The organism is Bradyrhizobium sp. S69 (assembly GCF_009766005.1).
Taxonomy (GTDB): Bacteria; Pseudomonadota; Alphaproteobacteria; order Rhizobiales; family Xanthobacteraceae; genus Bradyrhizobium.
The window spans coordinates 152,324-171,541 of sequence record NZ_LMUK01000006.1 but is presented as its reverse complement, the minus strand read 5'-3'; the positions used below and the strand labels follow the sequence as shown (position 1 = coordinate 171,541).

Here is a 19,218-nt window from a genome sequence, read left to right as displayed (position 1 = left end):
CGGACATATGGATGCAAGCGATCCGATCAGACCCTGAAAAAAACTCTTGTGGCACGGGGGCCGTCCACATATGGGTCCCGGCCCCTTACGCGCAATTGCGCGCTAGGCCGGGACGACGAGGCGGTTGTTCCTTAGCTACCTCGACACATGCGCCGACACCGCAAGCCAGCGGCCGTTCTGCCTGGCCCAGCAATCGGTGTAGCGGCCGTGGGCCTGCTGGCCATCCGGGGTCCAGTAGCTGGTTTGCGCGTGAATGATGGCGAAGTCGCCCAGCAGGCGAATCTTCACGTCTTCCGCGATCAGATTCTTGATCGTGACCGGCAGCGCGGTCTGCTTGAGGAATCCGGCGCGATCGACCAGGGATTTGTCGGGATTGCTGCAGTAGAAATCCTGCGCCAGGATCTCGTCAAAGCGCTTGACGTCGCCATTCTGCACCGAGGCGACGTAATCGCGGTTGAGCGCGGTGAGTTCGTCGATGTCTTTGCTCATATAGTGTTCCCTCTCGGTCGTCCGATGGAATCGGAGCTTCTCGTTCGTCATTGCGAGGAGCGAAGCGACGAAGCAATCCAGTCTTCTTTGTGGGTTATGGATTGCTTCGCGGAGCCTGTCATCGGGCGGGCGTTCGCCCGACCCGTTGGCTCGCAATGACGGTGATCAATCATCAAACATCGGCGGCGGAACGAAGCCGCCGAATTCGCGCTCGATCAGTTCGGCGAGCTTCAGCGGTGTGCGGTCTTCCAGCCAGGGGCCGACGATCTGCACGCCGATCGGCAATCCCTCCGGCGACAGGCCGATCGGGATCGCGGTGGCCGGCAGGCCAGGCAACGTCGCGATGCCGGGCCATGCCAACTGGTCCGGATAGACGTGGTCCTTGCCGTCGATATTGATGCGGCGGGCTTCCTGTTCGGCCGAATGATCGTGCGGATAGGCCGGCGTCGGCATTACCGGGCAGATCACCGCATCGAAGCTCTTGAAGAGCTCACGCCATTGCGCCCGCAGCCGCGCGCGACCACCATCGGCGATCACCCAATCGCGATGGCTCAGCGTGATGCCGCGCAGGCGTTCGGCTGCAAGGCTGGTGTTGTCGGCGGTGAGCTTGGCGGCCGCGGCCTGGGCGCCGGCATAGGTCTCCGGCTGCAACGAGGCGGAGAGGAACGACATCAACAGCCGCATATAGAGCCGGCTCGATGCCGCGAAGTCAGGCAATAGCGGGCTTTCGCGGGTAACGGTGACGCCGGCCTTGCCGAGATTGGCGGCAAGCTTTTCGATCGCCCCACGGACGACCTTGGAGGTCGGCATCACCGGATCGGTGTCGATCAGCAGCACGCGGAAGCCTTTGAGCTCGGCGTGACGCGAGGCCGGCAGCGCGAGCCGATAGGCCGTGCCGGCTTCCAGCGGGTCGGGTCCTGCGATCACGTCGAGTAGCAGTGAAAGATCCGCGGCCGATCGCGCCATCGGCCCGATCACCGCCAGATCGCGGTCGAACGGCAGCGGCGGAAATGGCGGCGGGGTATGGCCGCGCGAGGGCGCCAGAGCGAAGGTAGGCTTGTGGGCATAGACGCCGCAATGAAACGCCGGCACCCGCAGCGAACCGCCGATGTCGGAGCCGAGCGACAGCGGTCCATAGCCCGCGGCGAGTGCGGCCGACGATCCGCCGGAAGAGCCGCCCGGCGTCCGGCCGAGATCGAACGGGTTGTTGGTGGTGCCGTAGATATCGTTGTGGCTCTGCCAGTCGCCGAGCCCGAGCGGCACATTGGTCTTGCCGAGGATGACGCCGCCGGCCTGTTTCACGCGCGAGATCGATAATGCGTCTTCCGGCGGAACGAAATTCTTCTGCGCCGGAAAACCCCAGGTCGTGGGCAGCCCGCCGACATTATAGGATTCCTTCACCGTCATGGGGATGCCGAGCAGTGGTCTAGTCTCACCACGCGCCAACGCCGCATCGGCAGCGCGGGCGGCGTCGAGGCCGCGGGCGAAATCGCGCACGCAGATCGCGTTGATCTTGCCGTCATGGCGCTCGATGCGGTCGATCGCGTGCTGCGCCAGTTCGACGGCGGAGACTTTCTTTGCCGCGAGCGCCGCCGACATTTCGGTCGCGCTCTCAAAACTCCATTGCGATTTTGCCAAGGCGTATCTCCCGTTTATCGTTGCCATGTCGCTGAAGCGATGATGCTCAGTTTGATGGCGGCCCGCAAGGCCATGCGATATCGCGGGCAAGGATGGGCTCTGCGCGCTTCTGCCGCTTGACAGCAATTGCTGCGAAGGCGACCTAATCTATCGCCGAGAATCTATCCCGGCAGCATCCGCTGCATGATGCGGTCACGGTAGATGAAAAGGTGGGCCAGTGCCGCCGCGACGTGAATGCCGATCACCACTAGCAACGACCATTCCATTGCCTGGTGCCAGCCATCGATCGTCTTCCCTGCCGTCGGGTTGTCCGCGCTCAGCATCGGCAGCGGCATCATGAAGAACAACGAGATCGACCAACCGCGAAACGACGCGAACAGCCAGCCCGTGATCGTCGTGGCCAGTACCAGCGCATAGAGCAGCCAATGCACGCCTTCAGTCGCCACTCGCTGCCATGGAGGAAGCGAGCTTTCCGGCGCTACCGGGTGCGTCAGCCGCCACACCAGCCTCAGCACAATGAGTGCAAGGATAACGATTCCAAAGGAAATGTGGAGTGTCATACCGACGCCCGGCTTCATGTCCCGATGGAGGTCCGGCATCAGCCAGCCGATCGGATATTGTACGAACAAGAGCGCGACGATGAGCCAGTGGAACACCTTCGCGGTGGTCCCGTATTGCAAACGATCTGTCATGATGTCTCTCAAAGGCGGGAGCTTTAGCCTAGACCGGAGTCGGGCATGTCTTATTCCAGAAGCCGCGCAGTTTCAGCATGTCGATGCCGCCTGACGGCTAGAAGCGTTCTAATCACCGACTTGTCCGGCTTGTATTGATTCCGTCATGTTTGCGCGGATGTGATCGCCTATGCCGTGCCGATCAGAATGCCCACGGCGAGCACGATGGCGCCGCCGAGGACGATCTGGAAAACCGCTTGCAGGAACGGCGTGTCCATATATCGCGAGCGGATAAAGGCGATCGCCCACAATTCGAAGAACACGACGACACCGGCAATCGCGGTCGCGATCCAGAATGCGTTCGGCCATGAATCCGGAACCAGATAGGGCATCGAGTGGCCGAGGCCGCCGAGCGCGGTCATGATGCCGCTGGCCGCGCCGCGCAGCCAGGGCGAACCGCGGCCCGTGAGCGATCCGTCATCGGAGAGCGCTTCGGCAAAGCCCATGCTGATGCCGGCGCCGAGCGAGGCGGCAAGTCCCACCAGGAAGGTTTGCCAGTTCTGATGCGTCGCAAACGCGGCGGCGAACAGCGGCGCCAGTGTCGACACCGAGCCGTCCATCAATCCGGCGAGGCCGGGCTGCACATATTGCAGCACGAAGACGCGCCGGCGCGTCTTGTCTTCCTCGGCGCGCACGTCCGGGCTGAGAATGCGGTCGGTCAATTTTGCCGCGAGCTTTTCGTGGTTCTGCTCTTCCTCGGCGAGGTCGCCGAGCAGCCGGCGTACGCCGACATCCTCGGCCTGCTCGCTTGCCTTGGCGTAAAAACGCTCGGCCTCGAGCTCCATGGTCTCGACTTCCTTACGGATGGTGTCGAGCGGCAGGTTCTTGGTCAGCCAGATCGGACGCCGTTTCAGAAATCCCCTGACGTCCTCGCGGCGGATCGGCGGCAGATGCGAGCCAAAGCGCTGCTGGTAGATTTCCAGCAGCCGGTGGCGGTGGCCGCGTTCCTCCTCGGCCATTTCCTCGAACAGCTTGGCCGAGTCCGGGTAACGTTCGGCCAGATCCTCGGCAAACGTCATGTAGATGCGGCTGTCTTCCTCTTCCGAGGAGATCGCCACCGCCAGCACCTCGCGCTCGCTCAAATCGCCAAAATTCTTCACGGGCAGCGCCTCTGTCATAATTTAGAATAGTTCTAAACTAGATAGCTGCCCGATAACCTTGGGTCAAATTCCTTTTTCAGGGGCGGCAAGGCCGCTCCGGAGACAAAACGGCGTTTGACAAGTGGAACCCTGTGGCCCCCGGCTCGTTCGAGTTCCTGTTGCAGGGGCGCGAAACCCGGGGGTGCTATGGACAAGGTCAAATACCGTCTGAACGATCCGCGGCTGGCGCCGCGCCGAACCAAACTTGAGATTCCCGGATGGGCCGGTAAGCGCGAGCCGCGCGCGAATGGCTCGCGTGAGCAGGTCTGGCACTGCGTTCCGTTTTCGGAAGGCGCGCAATACGGCATCGAGCTGTTTTATCCCTACGACAATGAACTGCACGTCAGTACCAAAGACGGCAAATTGATCCTCGATGGAGATTGGGGACCGGCGCCGGAAGGCGGCGTGCAGTGGCCGCCGTTTCGAAATTTCGGCGACCAATTCTATACCTATCAGCTGCTGCTCGATCTCAAGGTCGAAAAGGGCATGGCGATCAGGACCGAACCGCATCCGCGGTTCTACACGGATCACAGCGACACCGTGCCGATCGCGGTCCCGGCATTGGTGCGGAATTGGTGGCCGATGGTGTTTTTTACGGTGTTCAAGGCGCCGGCCGAGGGCCGCACCCATATTTTCCGGCCGAATGAGCCGTTCGCGCAGATCATCGTGATTCCCGAGGAAGCCACTTTCGAACTTGAGCCGATGGGCGAGGAGGAATCCGCCGAGCGCGAGCTTCAGGCGCGGCGCGTCTACGCCAATCGGCCGAACCTGTCGGCAGGAACCGAGTGGACGTCATCGACCGATATCGTGTTCGACGGCACCTATCGCCATCTTCACCGTGCGGCCAAGGAAAAAAGCCGTCAGGAATAGGCCACAAATGGACAGGACCCGTAGGTCCTGTCTGTTCATCATTCGATCCGCGTGGCTCAGCGGTAGTCGCCGTGATGATGGTGATGATGATGATGGTGGTGATGGTGGTGGTGGTGACGGCGCCCCCCGAAGATAATGCGGGGCACAATCCTGCGAAGGCCGTGATGATGATGGTGGTGGTGGTGATGGTACTGCACGAGTTGCACATTTCCATCCGGAGACGAGATCGGTCCCGATTCATCTAATGCCTGTAGCAGCACAGCGGCGTTCGGGATCGGGTTAAGAAGCTCTGCGAACGAACTAGCTCTCAAGGCATCGGTAGGGGCCGGACCCGGCATAGGCGCGGCCTGTGCAGCATTGACGACTCCGAGCGTTGCCATCGCTCCCAGAAGTCCAGCGATCTTTTTTTCCATGTTCCTCTCCAGTGACTGCCGGGACACTACCCGGGTAGTCGAAAACTAAGTCACGGATGGATTGTTCCTATCGATCCCTTCGGCAGGGCGGGCTATCGGACGGCAAGTTCCCTGGCCTGCTTGATGAACTGCAGCAGCAGCCGGCTCACTTCGGCGGGTTGCTCCTGCTGCACCCAATGCCCGGCGCCGTCGACCAGATGACAGCCGATCATCCGGCTGCAGGCCCTGGCCTGCATGGTCTCGAACACGCCGGGGCGCTGATAGGTGCCCCAGTCCTGTTTGCCCGAGATGAAGCAGGAGGGCACGTCGATGCTGCGGCCCGACCAGGTCTGCAATTCCGCACCGAATTCGCCCGAGGTGCCGCAGCGATACCATTGCAGGCCGCCCTGGAAACCGGTGCGGGCATATTCGCCGCTGTAGAAGGAGAGCTCGCGGTCGGGCAGCCATTGATTCGCGGCGATCGCTTGTGTCGACGGCATTTCCTTCGCAACCGTCTCGGCCATGTTGCTCGCGAGGTCCATCACGTAATAAGTCGGCAGTTTTGCCAGTTCGTCCGCCGACCATGACTTCAGCGGATACGGCTTGTTGTCTTTCCAGTCCGCGCTCTTGTGATGGTAATAGGCGCGCAAGAAATCATGCACGCCCTGCGGGGCGCGATGCATGTCGGCATTGGCCTCGCGCGTCGAGTAGTACCATTGGTAGTGTTTTCGCGGACGCGGCAGCGCGGCCAGCTCGTGATGCACGGGATCTTCCGGCTTCGGTTTCAGCGCTCCATCCGCCGTGTTGAACGGCAGCGCCGGCGGACCCGCGAACGGCGCGCTCATCAATGCGACCGAGCGAAACACATCGGGTCGCACCAGCGCGCACCAGGCGGCGACCGAGCTGCCGAAATCGTGTCCGACCACGGCATCGACGCTGGTGTAGCCGAACGCCGACACCAGGCCGAGCGCGTCGCGCACCAGATTGAGCAGCCGGAACGAATTCAGGTCGCCGTCGTAGTCGGCATCCCAGCCAGTGGTGCGCCCATAGCCGCGCTGGTCCGGTGCGATCACGTGATAGCCGGCCGCCGCCAGCGCCGGCATCACCTTGCGCCAACTGAAGCTGAGTTCGGGAAAGCCGTGCAACAGCAGCACGCATGGCCGTCCCTGCGTCTCGAAGCCTGCTTCCAGCACATGCACGCGCAGGCCGTTGATGCCGTCGACGAAGCGCGAGCGGATGGCGGAGGGAAGCGGAATCTCGGGGAGGGTGGGCATGGTGTCGTTTCCTCGTCATGACCGGGTTGATCCCCGGCCATCCACGTCTTCTTGTGCGGCGCGACTGTAAAGACGTGGATATCAGGCACAAGGCCCGTGCTCGGGCCGGCGAAGCCGGACGCGAGTGCGCATAAATCCGAGGCCCTCACGGCGAGGAGGCGCGTTAGCGCTTGTAGGGTGGGCAAAGCGAAGCGTGCCCACCATTTCGTCGCTGGAGTGGTGGGCACGGCCAAGAGGCCTTTGCCCACCCTACGATTCAATACGGTGGCTCTATGCCCTACACCTTCACCGCCGCCTTCGGCCAATAGCGGTCGCGCAGATGCCGCTTCACCAGTTTGCCGGTCGGGGTGCGCGGCAGTTCGGCTTCGAAATCGACGCTGCGCGGGCATTTGATCGGCGACAGATGCTGGCGGCAAAACACCATCAATTCCGCTTCGAATTCCTTGCCGGCACGCGCCATGTCGTGCGGCTGCACCACCGCCTTGACCTCTTCGCCCATCTCCTCGTTGGGCACGCCGAAGACCGCGACATCGGCGATCTCGGGATGCGTGATCAGCACGTCCTCGGTCTCCTGCGGGTAGATGTTCACGCCACCGGAGATAATCATGTAGGACTTGCGGTCGGTGAGATAGAGAAAGCCCTCGCCGTCGAGATAGCCGACATCGCCAAGCGTCGACCAGCCCCTGGCGTTGTAGGCGCGCTTCGTCTTGTCCGGATCGTTGTGATAGGAAAACACCGGCGCGTCGGCGAAATACACCGCGCCGATCTCTCCCACCGGCATTTCGAGATCGTCTTCGCCCAGAATCCTGACCTTGCCGACCACGGCGCGGCCGACGGTGCCGCGATGATCGAGCCATTGCTGCGAGGTCGACACCGTGACGCCGTTGCCTTCGGATCCCGCATAATATTCGATCAGGATCGGCCCCCACCATTCGATCATTTTTGCCTTGATATCGACCGGGCAGGGCGCGGCGGCGTGGATCGCGCCTTTCAGCGAGGAGACGTCGTAACGCATGCGCACCTCCTCGGGCAGCTTCAGCATGCGTACGAACATGGTCGGCACCAGTTGCGACTGGGTGATCTTGTGCCGCTCGACCAGCTGCAAAAACTGCTCGGCGTCGAAAGATTCCATGATCACCGAGGTGCCGCCAAGGGTGATCGCCATCATGTTGAAGCGCAATGGTGCGGCGTGATAAAGCGGCGCCGGCGACAGATAGATGCTGTCGCCATTCATGCCGCACATGTCGGCGCAAAGCAGCCGCAGGAACGGATTGGGCACGTCGATCGGGTTGTTTTCCGATTGCCGCTTGATGCCCTTGGGGCGCCCCGTCGTGCCCGACGAATACAGCATGTCGTAGCCGGCGACCTCGTCCGCAATTGGCGTGACCGGCTGGGCGATCGCTCCCCGATCCCATGAGCGGAAGCCGGGCAGGGGCTCGTCGAGCATGAAGAACAGCGGCTCGCCAGGCTCGCCTGTGATCAGGCCCTTGATCTGCTCGGCGCATTTCGGCGAGGTGATCACGAGTTTGGCGCCGCAATCCCTGACGATATAAGCGATCTCGTCCTGGGTCAGGTAGCGGCTGATCGCGGTGTAATAAAGGCCGGCGCGCTGCGCCGCCCAGCAGATCTCCATGAACGCGAGCCGGTTCTCCATCAGGAACGCGATGTGGTCGCCGGCCTTTAGTCCGAGCACGCGAAACAGATGCGCGCCCTGGTTCGAGCGTTCATCGAGCTCGCGGTAACTGATCGCCTTGCCCGTACCCGCCATCTGATAGGCGGTCTTGTCGGGGTGGTTCCGGGCGTGGATGGAAGGGTGCGTCATGGGAGTTTTTTCTCGACCTCTCCGTCGTCCCCGCGTACGCGGGGACCCATAACCCCTGGCATCAGTGAGGCGGCGCGGAGTTGGCTCCGCGCTTATCTCTCTAACGCTGGTGGTTATGGGTCCCGGCGCAAGGCCGGGACGACGATGCTTTGTTATTTAGCTTCTACAGCCGCTCGACGATGGTGACGTTGGCCATGCCGCCGCCTTCGCACATGGTCTGCAGGCCGTAGCGCTTGTTGCGTTGCTTGAGCGCGTTGACCAAGGTCGTCATCAGCTTGGTGCCGGAGCCGCCAAGCGGATGGCCGAGCGCGATGGCGCCGCCATTGACGTTGAGTTTGGCGGGGTCGGCGCCGGTGGTTTTCAGCCACGCGGTCGGCACCGAGGCAAAGGCCTCGTTGACTTCGTACAGGTCGATGTCGTCGATCGACATGCCGGCCTTCTTCAGCGCGCGTTCGGTGGCGGGCAATGGTGCTTCCAGCATGATCACGGGGTCGCCGCCGATCATGGTCATGTGATGGATCCGCGCCATCGGCTTGACGCCGAGCTGCTTCAGGCCCTTTTCGTTGACGACCATGACGCCCGAGGCGCCGTCGCAGATCTGGCTGGCGCTGGCGGCGGTGAGCTTGCCGTTTTCCGCGATCAGTTTGACCGCCTTGATGCCGTCGAGGCTGGAGTCGAAACGGATACCTTCATCGATCGAGTGGGTATCGGTCGAGCCATCGGCGCGGGTGATCTGCAGCGGAATGATCTCGTCCTTGAACTTGCCGGCTTGCGTTGCCGCGATCGCGCGCTGGTGGCTCTCATAGGCGTATCGATCGAGTTCATCTTTCGAGAGGCCGTATTTCTCCGCCATCATTTCGGCGCCGGTGAACTGGCTGAACTGAATATTCGGATAGCGCTTCTCGATATTCGGGCTCTTGTAGTGGCCAAATCCGTTCTTGGCAGGCAGCGACGAAGCAAGGCCCATCGGCACCCGGGTCATCGCTTCGACGCCGGCGGCGATCACGATGTCCATGGTGCCCGACATCACCGCTTGCGCCGCGAAGTGCAACGCCTGCTGCGACGATCCGCATTGGCGGTCCACCGAGGTGCCGGGCACGCTTTCCGGCAGCTTCGAGGCCATGATGGCGTTGCGCGCGATGTTGTTGGACTGCTCGCCGGCCTGCATCACGCAGCCCATGATGACGTCTTCGATCTGGGCCGGATCGGCGCCGGTGCGCTCGACCAACTCGTTCAGCACCGAAGCTGCGAGATCGGCCGGGTGCCAGCCGGCGAGGCGCCCTCCCTTGCGTCCGCCGGCGGTGCGTGCGGCAGCGACGATATAAGCCTCGGCCATCTCTGTTCTCCCTGACTTGTTTTTGGATGGGGTTGTCGGATTGGGCGGGATTTAAATCGGGCGTGATGATTTAGTCAATCAATCAATTAACTCTTGAGTGCGACCCAAGCTTCGGCTTATCTGCGCGCCGACTGCGGCGAAAGCGAGTGATGGGATCACAGTTGAATACCAGCGTACCGGCAAGACTTGAGGGTGGAAGGGCTGCGGGCGGTAAAAACCCCACGGCGGAAAAGCTGCTCGTGGCCGCCAGTGAGCTGATGATCGAGCGTTCCTCGATCGAAATCTCGCTCTCCGACATTGCGCAGAAGTCCGGCGTCAATGCCGCGCTGGTGAAATATCATTTCGGCAACAAGGACGGCCTGTTGCTGGCGCTATTGGCGCGCGACGCCGCGACCGAGGTTTCCCACCTCGAATATTTGTTGGCCCAGCAGATTACGCCGACGGCCAAACTCAAGCTGCATATCGCCGGCATCATCCGCGCCTATCACCGCTTCCCCTATATGAACCGGTTGATCCATTATCTGCTGCATGAAACGAGCGCCGAGGCCGCCGACGAAGTCTCGAAATTCTTTGTAGCACCGTTGCTCGGCTTTCATCGCCGCCTGCTTGCCGAAGGCATCAAGGCCGGCGAGTTCCGCACGATCGATCCGGTGCTGTTCTACACCAGCCTGATCGGAGCCTGCGATCATCTGTTCTTCGGCCGTCACGCGATGTCACGCGCCAGCGGCGTCGGTCCGGTCACCGAGGAAGTCTGCCGTCAATATATCCGCCACATGGAAGCGCTGATCTGCGGCGGCATGTTGAGGGAGCGAATGGCGAATGGCGAATAGCAAGTGGAAAGAACGCAAACTCTTCTTCCCCATTCTCTACTCGCCATTCGCTATTCGCCATTAAGTAAAAACGTTCAAGTCTAGGGAAGAAGCGCTCAAGGAGGTAGCCTACCATGCAGTTGAAAGATGTTGCCGTTGTCATTACCGGCGGTGGTTCCGGCCTCGGCGCCGCCACCGCGCGCGCCATGGCCGCCAAGGGCGCGAAAATCGGCGTGCTCGACCAGAGCAAGGAAAATGCCGAAAAGGTCGCGGCCGAAGTCAAGGGCATCGCCTTGCATGCCGACGTCACCGACGAGGACCAGGTCAAGGCGGCGCTCGCCAAGGCGGAAGGCGCGCACGGCATCGCCCGCGTGCTGATGAATTGCGCCGGCATCGGCGGTTCGCAACGCATCGTCGGCAAGGACGGCGTCTATCCGCTGGCCAAGTTCGTCCGCATCATCAATGTCAACCTGATCGGCACCTTCAACGTGCTGCGGCTGTTCGCGGAACGTCTGGCGACCGAAGCGCCGATCGGCGAAGAGCGCGGCGTCGCCATCAATACCGCGAGCGTCGCGGCCTATGAAGGCCAGATCGGGCAGATCGCCTATTCGGCGTCGAAGGGCGGCGTGGTCGGCATGACGCTGCCGGCGGCGCGCGATTTCGCCAGCCTCAAGATCCGCGTCAACACGATTGCGCCGGGCCTGTTCCTGACGCCGCTGCTGATGGGTTTAAACGAGGAAGCCCGTAAAAGCCTCGGCGCGCAGGTGCCGCATCCGGCGCGGCTAGGCGATGCCTCCGAATATGGCAGCCTCGCGGTTCACATCGTCGAGAACCCGATGATCAACGGCGAAACCATTCGCCTCGACGGCGCCATCCGCATGGCGCCAAGGTAGCTTTCTCTTCCCCTCTCCCCTTGTGGGAGAGGGTGGCTCGAATGAGCGCAGCGAATTCGAGCCGGGTGAGGGGTCCTTCAAGCCCGTACCCCTCACCCAGCACAATGTGAATTGAATGCGAGTGATACCCTCTCCCACAAGGGGAGAGGGCGCAGCAACTACCGCCGCGATCCAACTGGATCGGCTGGGAGCATCGCGTGACTCAACCGCTGCTGATCGAACATGACGACGGCGTCGACCGGGTGACGCTGAATCGCCCGGAGAGCCTCAACGCGCTCGATGCTGCGATGATCGACGCGCTGAACGCTTACTTCGAAAGTCTGCAGCGCAACCGTTCGACCCGCGTCGTGGTGCTGAAGGGCGCCGGCGCGAATTTTTGCGCGGGGCTCGATCTGAAACAGGCGATGCAACGCCGCGCCGGTCAGCAGGAGCCGCCCGGCGTCACCGAGTCGCTGGATTCGCAACGTCGGATCGCCGACATCGTGATGCTGATGCGGCGTTGTCCGCAGCCGATCATCGCGCTGGTGCAGGGTGCGGCGGCCGGTGGCGGTTTTGCGCTGGCACTCGCCGCCGATATCCGGATCGCGACCAAATCCGCGCGCATGAATTGTGCGTTCCTGAGACTTGGCCTGGGCGGCTGCGATATCGGCACCAGCTATTTCCTGCCGCGGTTGGTCGGCGTGTCGGTTGCCTCCGAACTGATCCTGACCGGGCGTTTTATCCATGCCGATCGCGCCCTCGCGGTTGGGCTGGTCTCTGAAGTGGTCGAAGAAGCCGGGCTCGACGCCGCGGCCGAGCCATACGTCGATGCGATGATGACGGCATCGCCCGTCGGCCTCCGACTGTCGAAGGAATGCCTCAATATGAGCGTCGATGCCGGCTCGATCGAGGCCGTGATCGCGATGGAAGATCGCAATCAGGTGCTGTGCAGCCGCTCGGAAGAATTCAACGAAGGCATCAGGGCCTTCCTCGAAAAACGAAAGCCTGTCTATATCAGGCGATAAGAATAAGATCGAACCAACGACCAAGGATCCGCAAAGGACCTAAGAATTCCGGGAGACGCAATATGAGTGGGAATGCGGCCGCGGTGATGACAAAACCGGCCTTTCGCAAGATCGAATGGCTGGAACGCGATATCGCGGTCGAGCGTCGCCCCGACGGTGTCATCGTCTTGAAGTCGCGGATTCCGCTGCAAGCCTATGAGACCCATATCCCGGCATCGCTGGCGAAATGGGCCAGCCAGGCGCCGGACCGCATCTGGCTCGCGCAACGCACAGGCCAACAGCGGCAATGGCGCGAGCTTTCTTACGGCGAGGCCAAGCGCACCGTCGACGCGCTGACGCAAGGCCTGCTCAATCTGAAGCTCGGGCCCGGCCGCGCCGTTGCGATCCTGTCGGGCAATTCGATCGAGCATGCCTTGCTGACGATGGCTTCGATGCAGGCGCGCGCGCCGGCAGCACCGGTATCGCCGGCCTATTCGCTGATGAGCCAGGATCACGTCAAACTGAAATATCTGTTCGACCTGATCAAGCCGGCGCTGGTGATGGTGCAGGACGGCCCGACCTTCGAGAAGGCGCTGAAAGCGCTCGATCTCACCGGTGTCACCGTCGTTCATGTCGCGCGTCCCTGCGAGGGCATCAAGAGCATCGGCTTTGCCGAGCTTGCGGCGACGCCCGTCACAGGCGACGTCGAAGCCTCGATCGCGCAGATCACGCCGGATACCGTTGGTAAACTGCTGTTCACCTCGGGCTCGACCGGAATGCCCAAGGCCGTCATCAACACGCAACAAATGATGTGCGCCAATGCCGCGATGATGATGCAGGTACGGCCGCGCGATCCGAACGGGCAAGCGCCGACGGTGCTCGACTGGATGCCCTGGAATCACACCATGGGCGGCAATGCGGCGTTCCATCCGGTGCTGGTCGACGGTGGCACGCTTTACATCGACGATGGCCGCCCGTTGCCGGGGATGATCGAGGAGACCTTGCGGAACCTGCGCGAGATATCGCCGACCTATTACGCCAACGTCCCCGCGGGGTATGCCGCGCTGGCATCGGCGATGGAAAAGGACGACGCGCTGTGCCGGAGTTTCTTTAAAAATCTCAGCCTGATGGCCTATGGCGGCGCGCGGCTTCCCGACGATCTCTATGAGCGGATGCAGACGCTGGCGGTGCGCGCCACCGGCGAGCGCATCGTGTTCTATACCGGTTGGGGCTCGACCGAAACCGCGCCCACCTCGACCGGGACCTATTGGGATACCGAACGCGTCGGTCTGATAGGGCTGCCGTTTCCCGGTGTTGAATTGAAGATGGTCCCGGTCGGATCGAAATATGAATTGCGGCTGCGTGGGGTCAATGTCACGCCGGGCTATTTCGGTCGGCCCGATCTCACCCATGCGGCGTTCGACGAGGAGGGATTTTACTGCATCGGCGACGCCGGAATGTTCGTCGATCCTGACGATCCGGTGCAAGGCATCATCTTCGCCGGCCGTGTGGTGGAGGATTTCAAGCTCACCACCGGCACCTTCGTTCATGTCGGCTCGCTGCGCACCGACGCCATCGCCGCGGCAACGCCGGTGGTGCAGGACGCGCTGGTGGCCGGACAGGACCGGCCTTATGTCGGCCTTCTGGCATGGCCCAATCTGCACGCCTGCCGGCAGATCGTCGGCAATCCTGAGGCAAGTTACGAAGATGTCGTGAAGCATCCGGACGTGCTTGCGTGCCTGAAGCAGGGCTTGCAGGCGCACAACAAATCGACCGAAGGCGCCAGCAGCATGCGTGTTGCGCGCGCGATGTTGATGACCGAGCCGGCCTCGATCGACGGCAATGAACTCACCGACAAGGGCTATATCAACCAGCGCGCCGGCCTCGAGCGCCGCGCCGCCTTGGTCGAGCAGCTCTACGCCGACCACCCGGGAGAAGATGTGATTATTTTGAACTGAGTCATCAACCCATCAACGTCGTCCCCGCGAAGGCGGGGACCCATACGCCGAGGACTATCGATGTCAGGTTGGAGCTAACTCCGGATAAAACACAAATGCCAGTGGTTATGGGTCCCCGCCTTCGCGGGGACGACGCAAGAATATACCTTCCTCAACCCGAGTAACACGCCATGAATTTCGATTTTTCCGACGATCAAAAGCAACTGCGCGATCAAGCCCGCAAGTTTCTTGCCGAAAAATGCCCGCCGAAGGCCGTGCGTACCGTGCTCGATGGCAAGGAGCCGTATGACCGTGAGCTGTGGAAGGGGCTCGCCGAAATGGGCTTCCTCGGCGTCGCAATTCCGGAAGCCTATGGTGGCGCGGGTGCGGGCCATCTCGAACTCTGCGTGATATCAGAGGAGATGGGCCGGGCGCTGGCGCCGGTGCCGTTTTCGTCGACGGTGTATCTGGCGGCGGAAGCGATCCTGCTCGCGGGCAGCGAGGCGCAAAAGCAGAAATGGCTGCCTGCGATTGCCGCCGGCGAAGCGATCGGCACGTTGGCGCTGTTTGAGGGCAAGGGTAATCCGTCGCCGCAGGGCGTCAAACTTTCGGCGGTCGGCGGCAGCCTCAACGGCGTCAAGAAGCCGGTGCCGGACGGCGCCATCGCCGATTTCGCCATCGTCGCGGCGCGCACCGGACCTGGCGAACGCGAGACCGACATTGGGCTGTTCCTGGTCGACCTGAAAGCCGGCGGCGTCGAGGCAAAGACGCTGACCAATCTCGATCCGTCGCGCGGTCAGGCCGAACTGACGTTCAAGAATTGCAAGGCCGAGCCGCTCGGCGCCGCCAAGCAGGATTGGGCCATCCTCACCCAGGTGCTTGACCGCGCCGCGGTGCTGATGGCGTTCGAACAGGTCGGCGGCGCCGATCGCGCGCTGGAAATGGGCCGCGACTACGCGCTCGATCGTATCGCGTTCGGCCGCCCGATCGGCTCGTTCCAGGCGGTCAAGCACCTGCTCGCCGATATGTATGTCTCGGCGACCTTGGCGCGTTCCAATTGCTATTACGGCGCCTGGGCGCTCTCGACCAATGCTTCGGAACTGCCGGAAGCCGCGGCTGCCGCGCGCATCAGCGCCACGCAGGCGTTCCAGCATTGCGCCAAGAACAACATCCAGGTCCATGGCGGCATGGGTTTCACCTGGGAGTTCGACTGCCACATGTATTACCGCCGCGCCAACGCGACCGCGCTCGGGCTCGGCAGCCTGTCCTATTGGGAAGATCAGTTGATCGACCGCATGCGCAAGAAGAACGCGGCGTAACTGACATCGTAGGGTGGGTTAGCGAAGCGTAACCCACCATCCCGGCAACAGTACTCGATCAAATGGTGGGTTACGCCTTCGGCTAACCCACCCTACAGAGGCAACGAGAAGCGCCATGAACTTCGATGACACCGCGCAAGAGGCTGCATTCCGCACCGAGGCAAAAGCCTGGATCGCGGCGAACGCGCCGAAGCAATATGAGGAGGAGCTGCGAAAGTCCTCGCTCGGCCGCTCCGGGCTCAAGGGCGCCAACATCCTCGAGGTGGCAAAAGCCTGGCAAAAGAAAAAGGCCGATGCCGGCTGGGCCTGCCTGCATTGGCCCAAAGAATATGGCGGACGCGGCGCATCCCCGATCGAGCGGGTGATCTGGCAGCAGGAAGAGGGCGCCTTCGGCAAGCTCAGCGGCCTGTTCATCATCGGCCACGGCATGTGCGGCCCGACCATGATGGCTTATGCCGGCGAAGACCAGAAGCGCCATTATCTGCCGCCGCTGGCCTCGGGCGAAAAGGTCTGGTGCCAATTATTCTCCGAGCCCGCCGGCGGATCCGACGTCGCGGGCCTGCGCACGCGCGCGGAGAAGCACGGCGAGAACTGGATCATCAACGGCCAGAAGATCTGGACCTCGGGCGCGCATTATTCCGACCACGGCATCCTGTTGACGCGAACCGATCCCAATGTGCCCAAGCACAAGGGCCTCACCATGTTCTTTCTCGACATGAAGAGCCCGGGCGTCGAGGTACGGCCGATCAAGCAGGCCAGCGGACAATCCGACTTCAACGAGGTCTACTTTACTGATGTGAAGATTCCGGATTCGCAGCGGCTCGGCGAGGTCAATGACGGCTGGAACGTGTCGCTGACCACGCTGATGAACGAGCGGATGTCGATCGGCGCCGGCGTCTCCACCGGTGTTCCGGAGTTGTTCGAGTTTTGCAGCCAGCTGATGCTCGAGGATGGCCTTGCGATCGAGGATCGCGGCGTGCGCTCCAGGCTGGCGCATTGGGCGGTGAAGGCGAGCGGATTGAAATATACCAGCATGCGCGCGATCTCGGCGCTGTCCAAAGGCGAGCGTCCCGGACCGGAGAATTCCATCGGCAAACTGGTCGCGGGATCGATGGTCCAGGATGTCGCGATGTACGCGCTCGATTTGCAGGGCGCGGCCGGTGTGCTGAGCGGGCCGGAGGACGCCGAGGCCACAGGAAAATTCCAGGCGATGCTGCTGCGCGCGCCCGGCACCCGGGTCGAGGGCGGCACCGACGAGATCATGCGCAACATCATCGCCGAGCGGGTGCTGGGCCTGCCCGGCGATATCCGGGTCGACAAGGACGTGCCGTTCAACAAGATCCCGACCAGGGGAAGAGCCTAGGAAGATTCACTCCGTCATTGCGAGCGAAGCGAAGCAATCCAGAGCAACAAGCAAGACTGGATTGCTTCGTCGCAAGCGCTCCTCGCAATGACGAACATTGATGCTCGAATGATACAAGAGGTCCGCCATGAATTTCGATGATACCCCGCAGGAAGCCGAATTCCGCAAGCTCGCGCGCCAATGGGTCGAGGCTAACGCGCCAAAGGAGCTGGAGGCGGAGCTTTCAAAATCCTCGCTCGGCCGCATCCGGCTGCAGCACCACGACATCGTCGAGGTCGGCAAGGCCTGGCAGCGGAAGAAGGCCGCTGCCGGCTGGGCTTGCCTGCATTGGCCCAAGGAATATGGCGGCCGGGGTGCGACCCCGATCGAGCGCGTGATCTGGCAGCAGGAAGAAGGCGTCTACGGCAAGCTGACCCAGCCGTTCCAGATCGGCGAGGGCATGTGCGGGCCGACCGTGATGGCCTATGGCTCCGAGCAGCACAAACGCCATTATCTGCCGAAGCTTGCGGCCGGCGAACAGATCTGGTGCCAGTTGTTCTCCGAGCCGGCCGGCGGATCGGACCTTGCGGGCTTGCGCACCCGCGCCGAAAAGAAGGGCGATGATTGGGTCATCAACGGCCAGAAGATCTGGACTTCAGGGGCGCATTATTCTGACTACGGCCTGTTGATCACCCGCACCGATCCCAACGAGCCCAAGCACAAGGGCCTGACGATGTTCTTCCTCGACATGAAGAGCCCGGGTGTCGAAGTGCGGCCGATCAAGCAGGCCAACGGTATGCAGGAATTCAATGAGGTGTATTTCACCGATGTCGTGATTCCCGATCACCAGCGTCTCGGCGCGGTCGGCGACGGCTGGAACGTGTCGCTGACCACGCTGATGAACGAGCGGATGTCGATCGGCTCGCGGCTCGCGACCGGTTTTCCGGAAATGTTCGAGTTTTGCTCCAACCTCATGCTGGAGGATGGGCTCGCGATCGACGACCGCGCCACGCGCTCGAAGCTTGCAAGCTGGGCGGTGAAGGCGAGTGGGCTGAAATACACCAGCTACCGCGCGATCTCGGCGTTGTCCAAGGGCGATCGTCCGGGTCCGGAGAACTCGATCGGCAAGCTGGTCGCGGGATCGATGCTGCAGGACATCGCGACGCATGCGATGGATCTGGAGGGCGCTGCCGGCGTCTTTACGGGAGCCGCGGAAGAAGAAGCGCAAGGCCAGTTCCAGGCGATGCTGCTGAGTTCGCCGTCGATGCGGATCGCCGGCGGCACCGATGAAATCCTGCGCAATATCATCGCCGAGCGCGTGCTGGGCCTGCCGGGCGATATCCGCGTCGACAAGAATGTGCCGTTCAACAAGATCCCGACCAAAGGACGATGACGATGCAGGACATCACCGCGAAGCCGCCGGGCGGCCGGCACAGCATCGAGGAACGCATCGGCGTACTCGAGGAGTTGTTGGGCGAACGCTATTCCGTTCGCGCCTTCCAGCCCCGCGAGGTGCCGCGCGAGACCATCGAGCATGTCCTCAAAGTGGCGCAGCGCACCGCGTCATGGTGCAACAGCCAGCCGTGGCAGGTCGTGATCGCGAGCGGCGAGGCCAAGGAGCGTTTCCGCAAGCTGATCTATGCCGAGGCCGCCTCGGGAGCTGGGGATGACTCCGATTTTACCCCGCCGCGCGAATATCTCGGGGTCTATCTCGATCGCCGCCGCGAAAGCGGCTTCCAACTCTATAATACGCTCGGCATCGCGCGCGGCGACAAGGCGGCTTACGGCAAGCAGGCGCTGGAGAATTACAATTTCTTCGGCGCGCCACATGTGGCGATTATCCACACCGATGAGCCGCTCGGGATCTACGGCGCGATCGATTGCGGGGCGTATGTCGGGAATTTCATGCTGGCGGCCCAGGCGCTCGGTCTCGGCACCATCCCGCAGGCGGCCTTGGCGCGCCAATCCGGCCTGATCCGGCGGCACTTCAAGCTCGGCGACGACCGCCGCGTGGTGTGTGGAATTTCGTTCGGCTTTGCCGACAACGCCCACAAGGTCAACAGCTACCGGACATCGCGGGCGAGCGTCGCCGATACCGTGACGTTCGTGGAGGAGTGAGGGCAGTTAGCTCCGCCCGGATGCTGCCATCCTTCGAGACGCGGCCGAGAGGCCGCTCCTCAGGATGAGGTCATCATGTTATTTTACGACCTCATGGTGAGGAGCCGCGAAGCGGCGTCTCGAACC

The 19,218-nt window shown here is 62.3% G+C and carries 17 protein-coding genes; 9 read left to right on the top strand and 8 right to left on the bottom strand.

Annotated elements, in window-relative coordinates; genetic code table 11:
* Window positions 1-135: 135 nt before the first annotated feature.
* From GSQ88_RS01695 to mbfA, 4 genes are all read right to left on the bottom strand, one after another.
* Complete coding sequence (locus GSQ88_RS01695; protein WP_159005569.1) at window positions 136-489, bottom strand: nuclear transport factor 2 family protein; 354 nt, start codon at window positions 487-489, stop codon at window positions 136-138.
* Between the two features lie 165 nt (window positions 490-654).
* Window positions 655-2,127: an amidase gene (locus tag GSQ88_RS01690; protein ID WP_159005567.1), complete on the bottom strand. Its 1,473-nt coding sequence runs from the start codon at window positions 2,125-2,127 to the stop codon at window positions 655-657.
* Between the two features lie 161 nt (window positions 2,128-2,288).
* A complete protein-coding gene (locus GSQ88_RS01685) occupies window positions 2,289-2,819 on the bottom strand; it encodes a cytochrome b (protein ID WP_159005565.1) in 531 nt (176 codons plus the stop codon).
* 167 nt (window positions 2,820-2,986) lie between these two features.
* On the bottom strand, window positions 2,987-3,958 hold the full coding sequence (gene mbfA / locus GSQ88_RS01680; protein WP_159005563.1) for an iron exporter MbfA: 972 nt from the start codon (window positions 3,956-3,958) through the stop codon (window positions 2,987-2,989).
* A gap of 186 nt (window positions 3,959-4,144) precedes the next feature.
* Here mbfA and GSQ88_RS01675 point away from each other — a divergent pair, with 186 nt between their 5' ends.
* Window positions 4,145-4,867, top strand: coding sequence for a hypothetical protein (locus GSQ88_RS01675; protein WP_159005561.1), 723 nt, complete (start codon window positions 4,145-4,147; stop codon window positions 4,865-4,867).
* A 56-nt stretch (window positions 4,868-4,923) separates the two neighbouring features.
* On the opposite strand, the gene GSQ88_RS01670 is transcribed toward GSQ88_RS01675, so the two are convergent.
* The 4 genes from GSQ88_RS01670 to GSQ88_RS01655 all read right to left on the bottom strand — a co-directional run bounded on the left by GSQ88_RS01670 (window position 4,924) and on the right by GSQ88_RS01655 (window position 9,691).
* Entirely contained in the window at window positions 4,924-5,280 is a 357-nt protein-coding gene (locus GSQ88_RS01670; RefSeq protein WP_159005559.1) for a hypothetical protein, read from the bottom strand.
* A 92-nt stretch (window positions 5,281-5,372) separates the two neighbouring features.
* A complete protein-coding gene (locus GSQ88_RS01665; RefSeq protein WP_159005557.1) occupies window positions 5,373-6,533 on the bottom strand; it encodes an alpha/beta hydrolase in 1,161 nt (386 codons plus the stop codon).
* Window positions 6,534-6,810: 277 nt separating this feature from the next.
* Window positions 6,811-8,355, bottom strand: coding sequence for an acyl-CoA synthetase (locus tag GSQ88_RS01660; RefSeq protein WP_159005555.1), 1,545 nt, complete (start codon window positions 8,353-8,355; stop codon window positions 6,811-6,813).
* Between the two features lie 163 nt (window positions 8,356-8,518).
* A complete protein-coding gene (locus GSQ88_RS01655) occupies window positions 8,519-9,691 on the bottom strand; it encodes an acetyl-CoA C-acetyltransferase (protein WP_159005553.1) in 1,173 nt (390 codons plus the stop codon).
* A 149-nt stretch (window positions 9,692-9,840) separates the two neighbouring features.
* Here GSQ88_RS01655 and GSQ88_RS01650 point away from each other — a divergent pair, with 149 nt between their 5' ends.
* From GSQ88_RS01650 to GSQ88_RS01615, 8 genes are all read left to right on the top strand, one after another.
* Window positions 9,841-10,521, top strand: coding sequence for a TetR family transcriptional regulator (locus GSQ88_RS01650; protein WP_159005552.1), 681 nt, complete (start codon window positions 9,841-9,843; stop codon window positions 10,519-10,521).
* A 113-nt stretch (window positions 10,522-10,634) separates the two neighbouring features.
* A complete protein-coding gene (locus GSQ88_RS01645; RefSeq protein ID WP_159005551.1) occupies window positions 10,635-11,393 on the top strand; it encodes an SDR family NAD(P)-dependent oxidoreductase in 759 nt (252 codons plus the stop codon).
* Between the two features lie 197 nt (window positions 11,394-11,590).
* On the top strand, window positions 11,591-12,397 hold the full coding sequence (locus GSQ88_RS01640) for an enoyl-CoA hydratase/isomerase family protein (protein WP_159005549.1): 807 nt from the start codon (window positions 11,591-11,593) through the stop codon (window positions 12,395-12,397).
* 62 nt (window positions 12,398-12,459) lie between these two features.
* Window positions 12,460-14,334 carry an AMP-binding protein gene (locus GSQ88_RS01635; protein ID WP_159005547.1) on the top strand — a complete coding sequence of 625 codons (1,875 nt, stop codon included), beginning with the start codon at window positions 12,460-12,462 and terminating at the stop codon, window positions 14,332-14,334.
* A 170-nt stretch (window positions 14,335-14,504) separates the two neighbouring features.
* The gene (locus tag GSQ88_RS01630) at window positions 14,505-15,632 is read left to right on the top strand and encodes an acyl-CoA dehydrogenase family protein (RefSeq protein ID WP_159005546.1); all 1,128 of its coding nucleotides are present in this window, start codon (window positions 14,505-14,507) and stop codon (window positions 15,630-15,632) included.
* A gap of 115 nt (window positions 15,633-15,747) precedes the next feature.
* A complete protein-coding gene (locus GSQ88_RS01625) occupies window positions 15,748-16,995 on the top strand; it encodes an acyl-CoA dehydrogenase (protein ID WP_159005544.1) in 1,248 nt (415 codons plus the stop codon).
* Between the two features lie 127 nt (window positions 16,996-17,122).
* Entirely contained in the window at window positions 17,123-18,367 is a 1,245-nt protein-coding gene (locus GSQ88_RS01620; protein ID WP_159005543.1) for an acyl-CoA dehydrogenase, read from the top strand.
* Window positions 18,368-18,369: 2 nt separating this feature from the next.
* The gene (locus tag GSQ88_RS01615) at window positions 18,370-19,092 is read left to right on the top strand and encodes a nitroreductase (protein WP_159005541.1); all 723 of its coding nucleotides are present in this window, start codon (window positions 18,370-18,372) and stop codon (window positions 19,090-19,092) included.
* The last annotated feature ends 126 nt before the right edge of the window (window positions 19,093-19,218 follow it).

Coding starts and splice junctions, on each gene's coding strand:
- GSQ88_RS01695 (WP_159005569.1), bottom strand. CDS start 489: ATGAGCAAAGACATCGACGAACTCACCGCGCTCAACCGCGATTACGTC.
- GSQ88_RS01685 (WP_159005565.1), bottom strand. CDS start 2,819: ATGACAGATCGTTTGCAATACGGGACCACCGCGAAGGTGTTCCACTGG.
- GSQ88_RS01675 (WP_159005561.1), top strand. CDS start 4,145: ATGGACAAGGTCAAATACCGTCTGAACGATCCGCGGCTGGCGCCGCGC.
- GSQ88_RS01670 (WP_159005559.1), bottom strand. CDS start 5,280: ATGGAAAAAAAGATCGCTGGACTTCTGGGAGCGATGGCAACGCTCGGA.
- GSQ88_RS01665 (WP_159005557.1), bottom strand. CDS start 6,533: ATGCCCACCCTCCCCGAGATTCCGCTTCCCTCCGCCATCCGCTCGCGC.
- GSQ88_RS01660 (WP_159005555.1), bottom strand. CDS start 8,355: ATGACGCACCCTTCCATCCACGCCCGGAACCACCCCGACAAGACCGCC.
- GSQ88_RS01655 (WP_159005553.1), bottom strand. CDS start 9,691: ATGGCCGAGGCTTATATCGTCGCTGCCGCACGCACCGCCGGCGGACGC.
- GSQ88_RS01650 (WP_159005552.1), top strand. CDS start 9,841: ATGGGATCACAGTTGAATACCAGCGTACCGGCAAGACTTGAGGGTGGA.
- GSQ88_RS01645 (WP_159005551.1), top strand. CDS start 10,635: ATGCAGTTGAAAGATGTTGCCGTTGTCATTACCGGCGGTGGTTCCGGC.
- GSQ88_RS01635 (WP_159005547.1), top strand. CDS start 12,460: ATGAGTGGGAATGCGGCCGCGGTGATGACAAAACCGGCCTTTCGCAAG.
- GSQ88_RS01630 (WP_159005546.1), top strand. CDS start 14,505: ATGAATTTCGATTTTTCCGACGATCAAAAGCAACTGCGCGATCAAGCC.
- GSQ88_RS01625 (WP_159005544.1), top strand. CDS start 15,748: ATGAACTTCGATGACACCGCGCAAGAGGCTGCATTCCGCACCGAGGCA.
- GSQ88_RS01620 (WP_159005543.1), top strand. CDS start 17,123: ATGAATTTCGATGATACCCCGCAGGAAGCCGAATTCCGCAAGCTCGCG.
- GSQ88_RS01615 (WP_159005541.1), top strand. CDS start 18,370: ATGCAGGACATCACCGCGAAGCCGCCGGGCGGCCGGCACAGCATCGAG.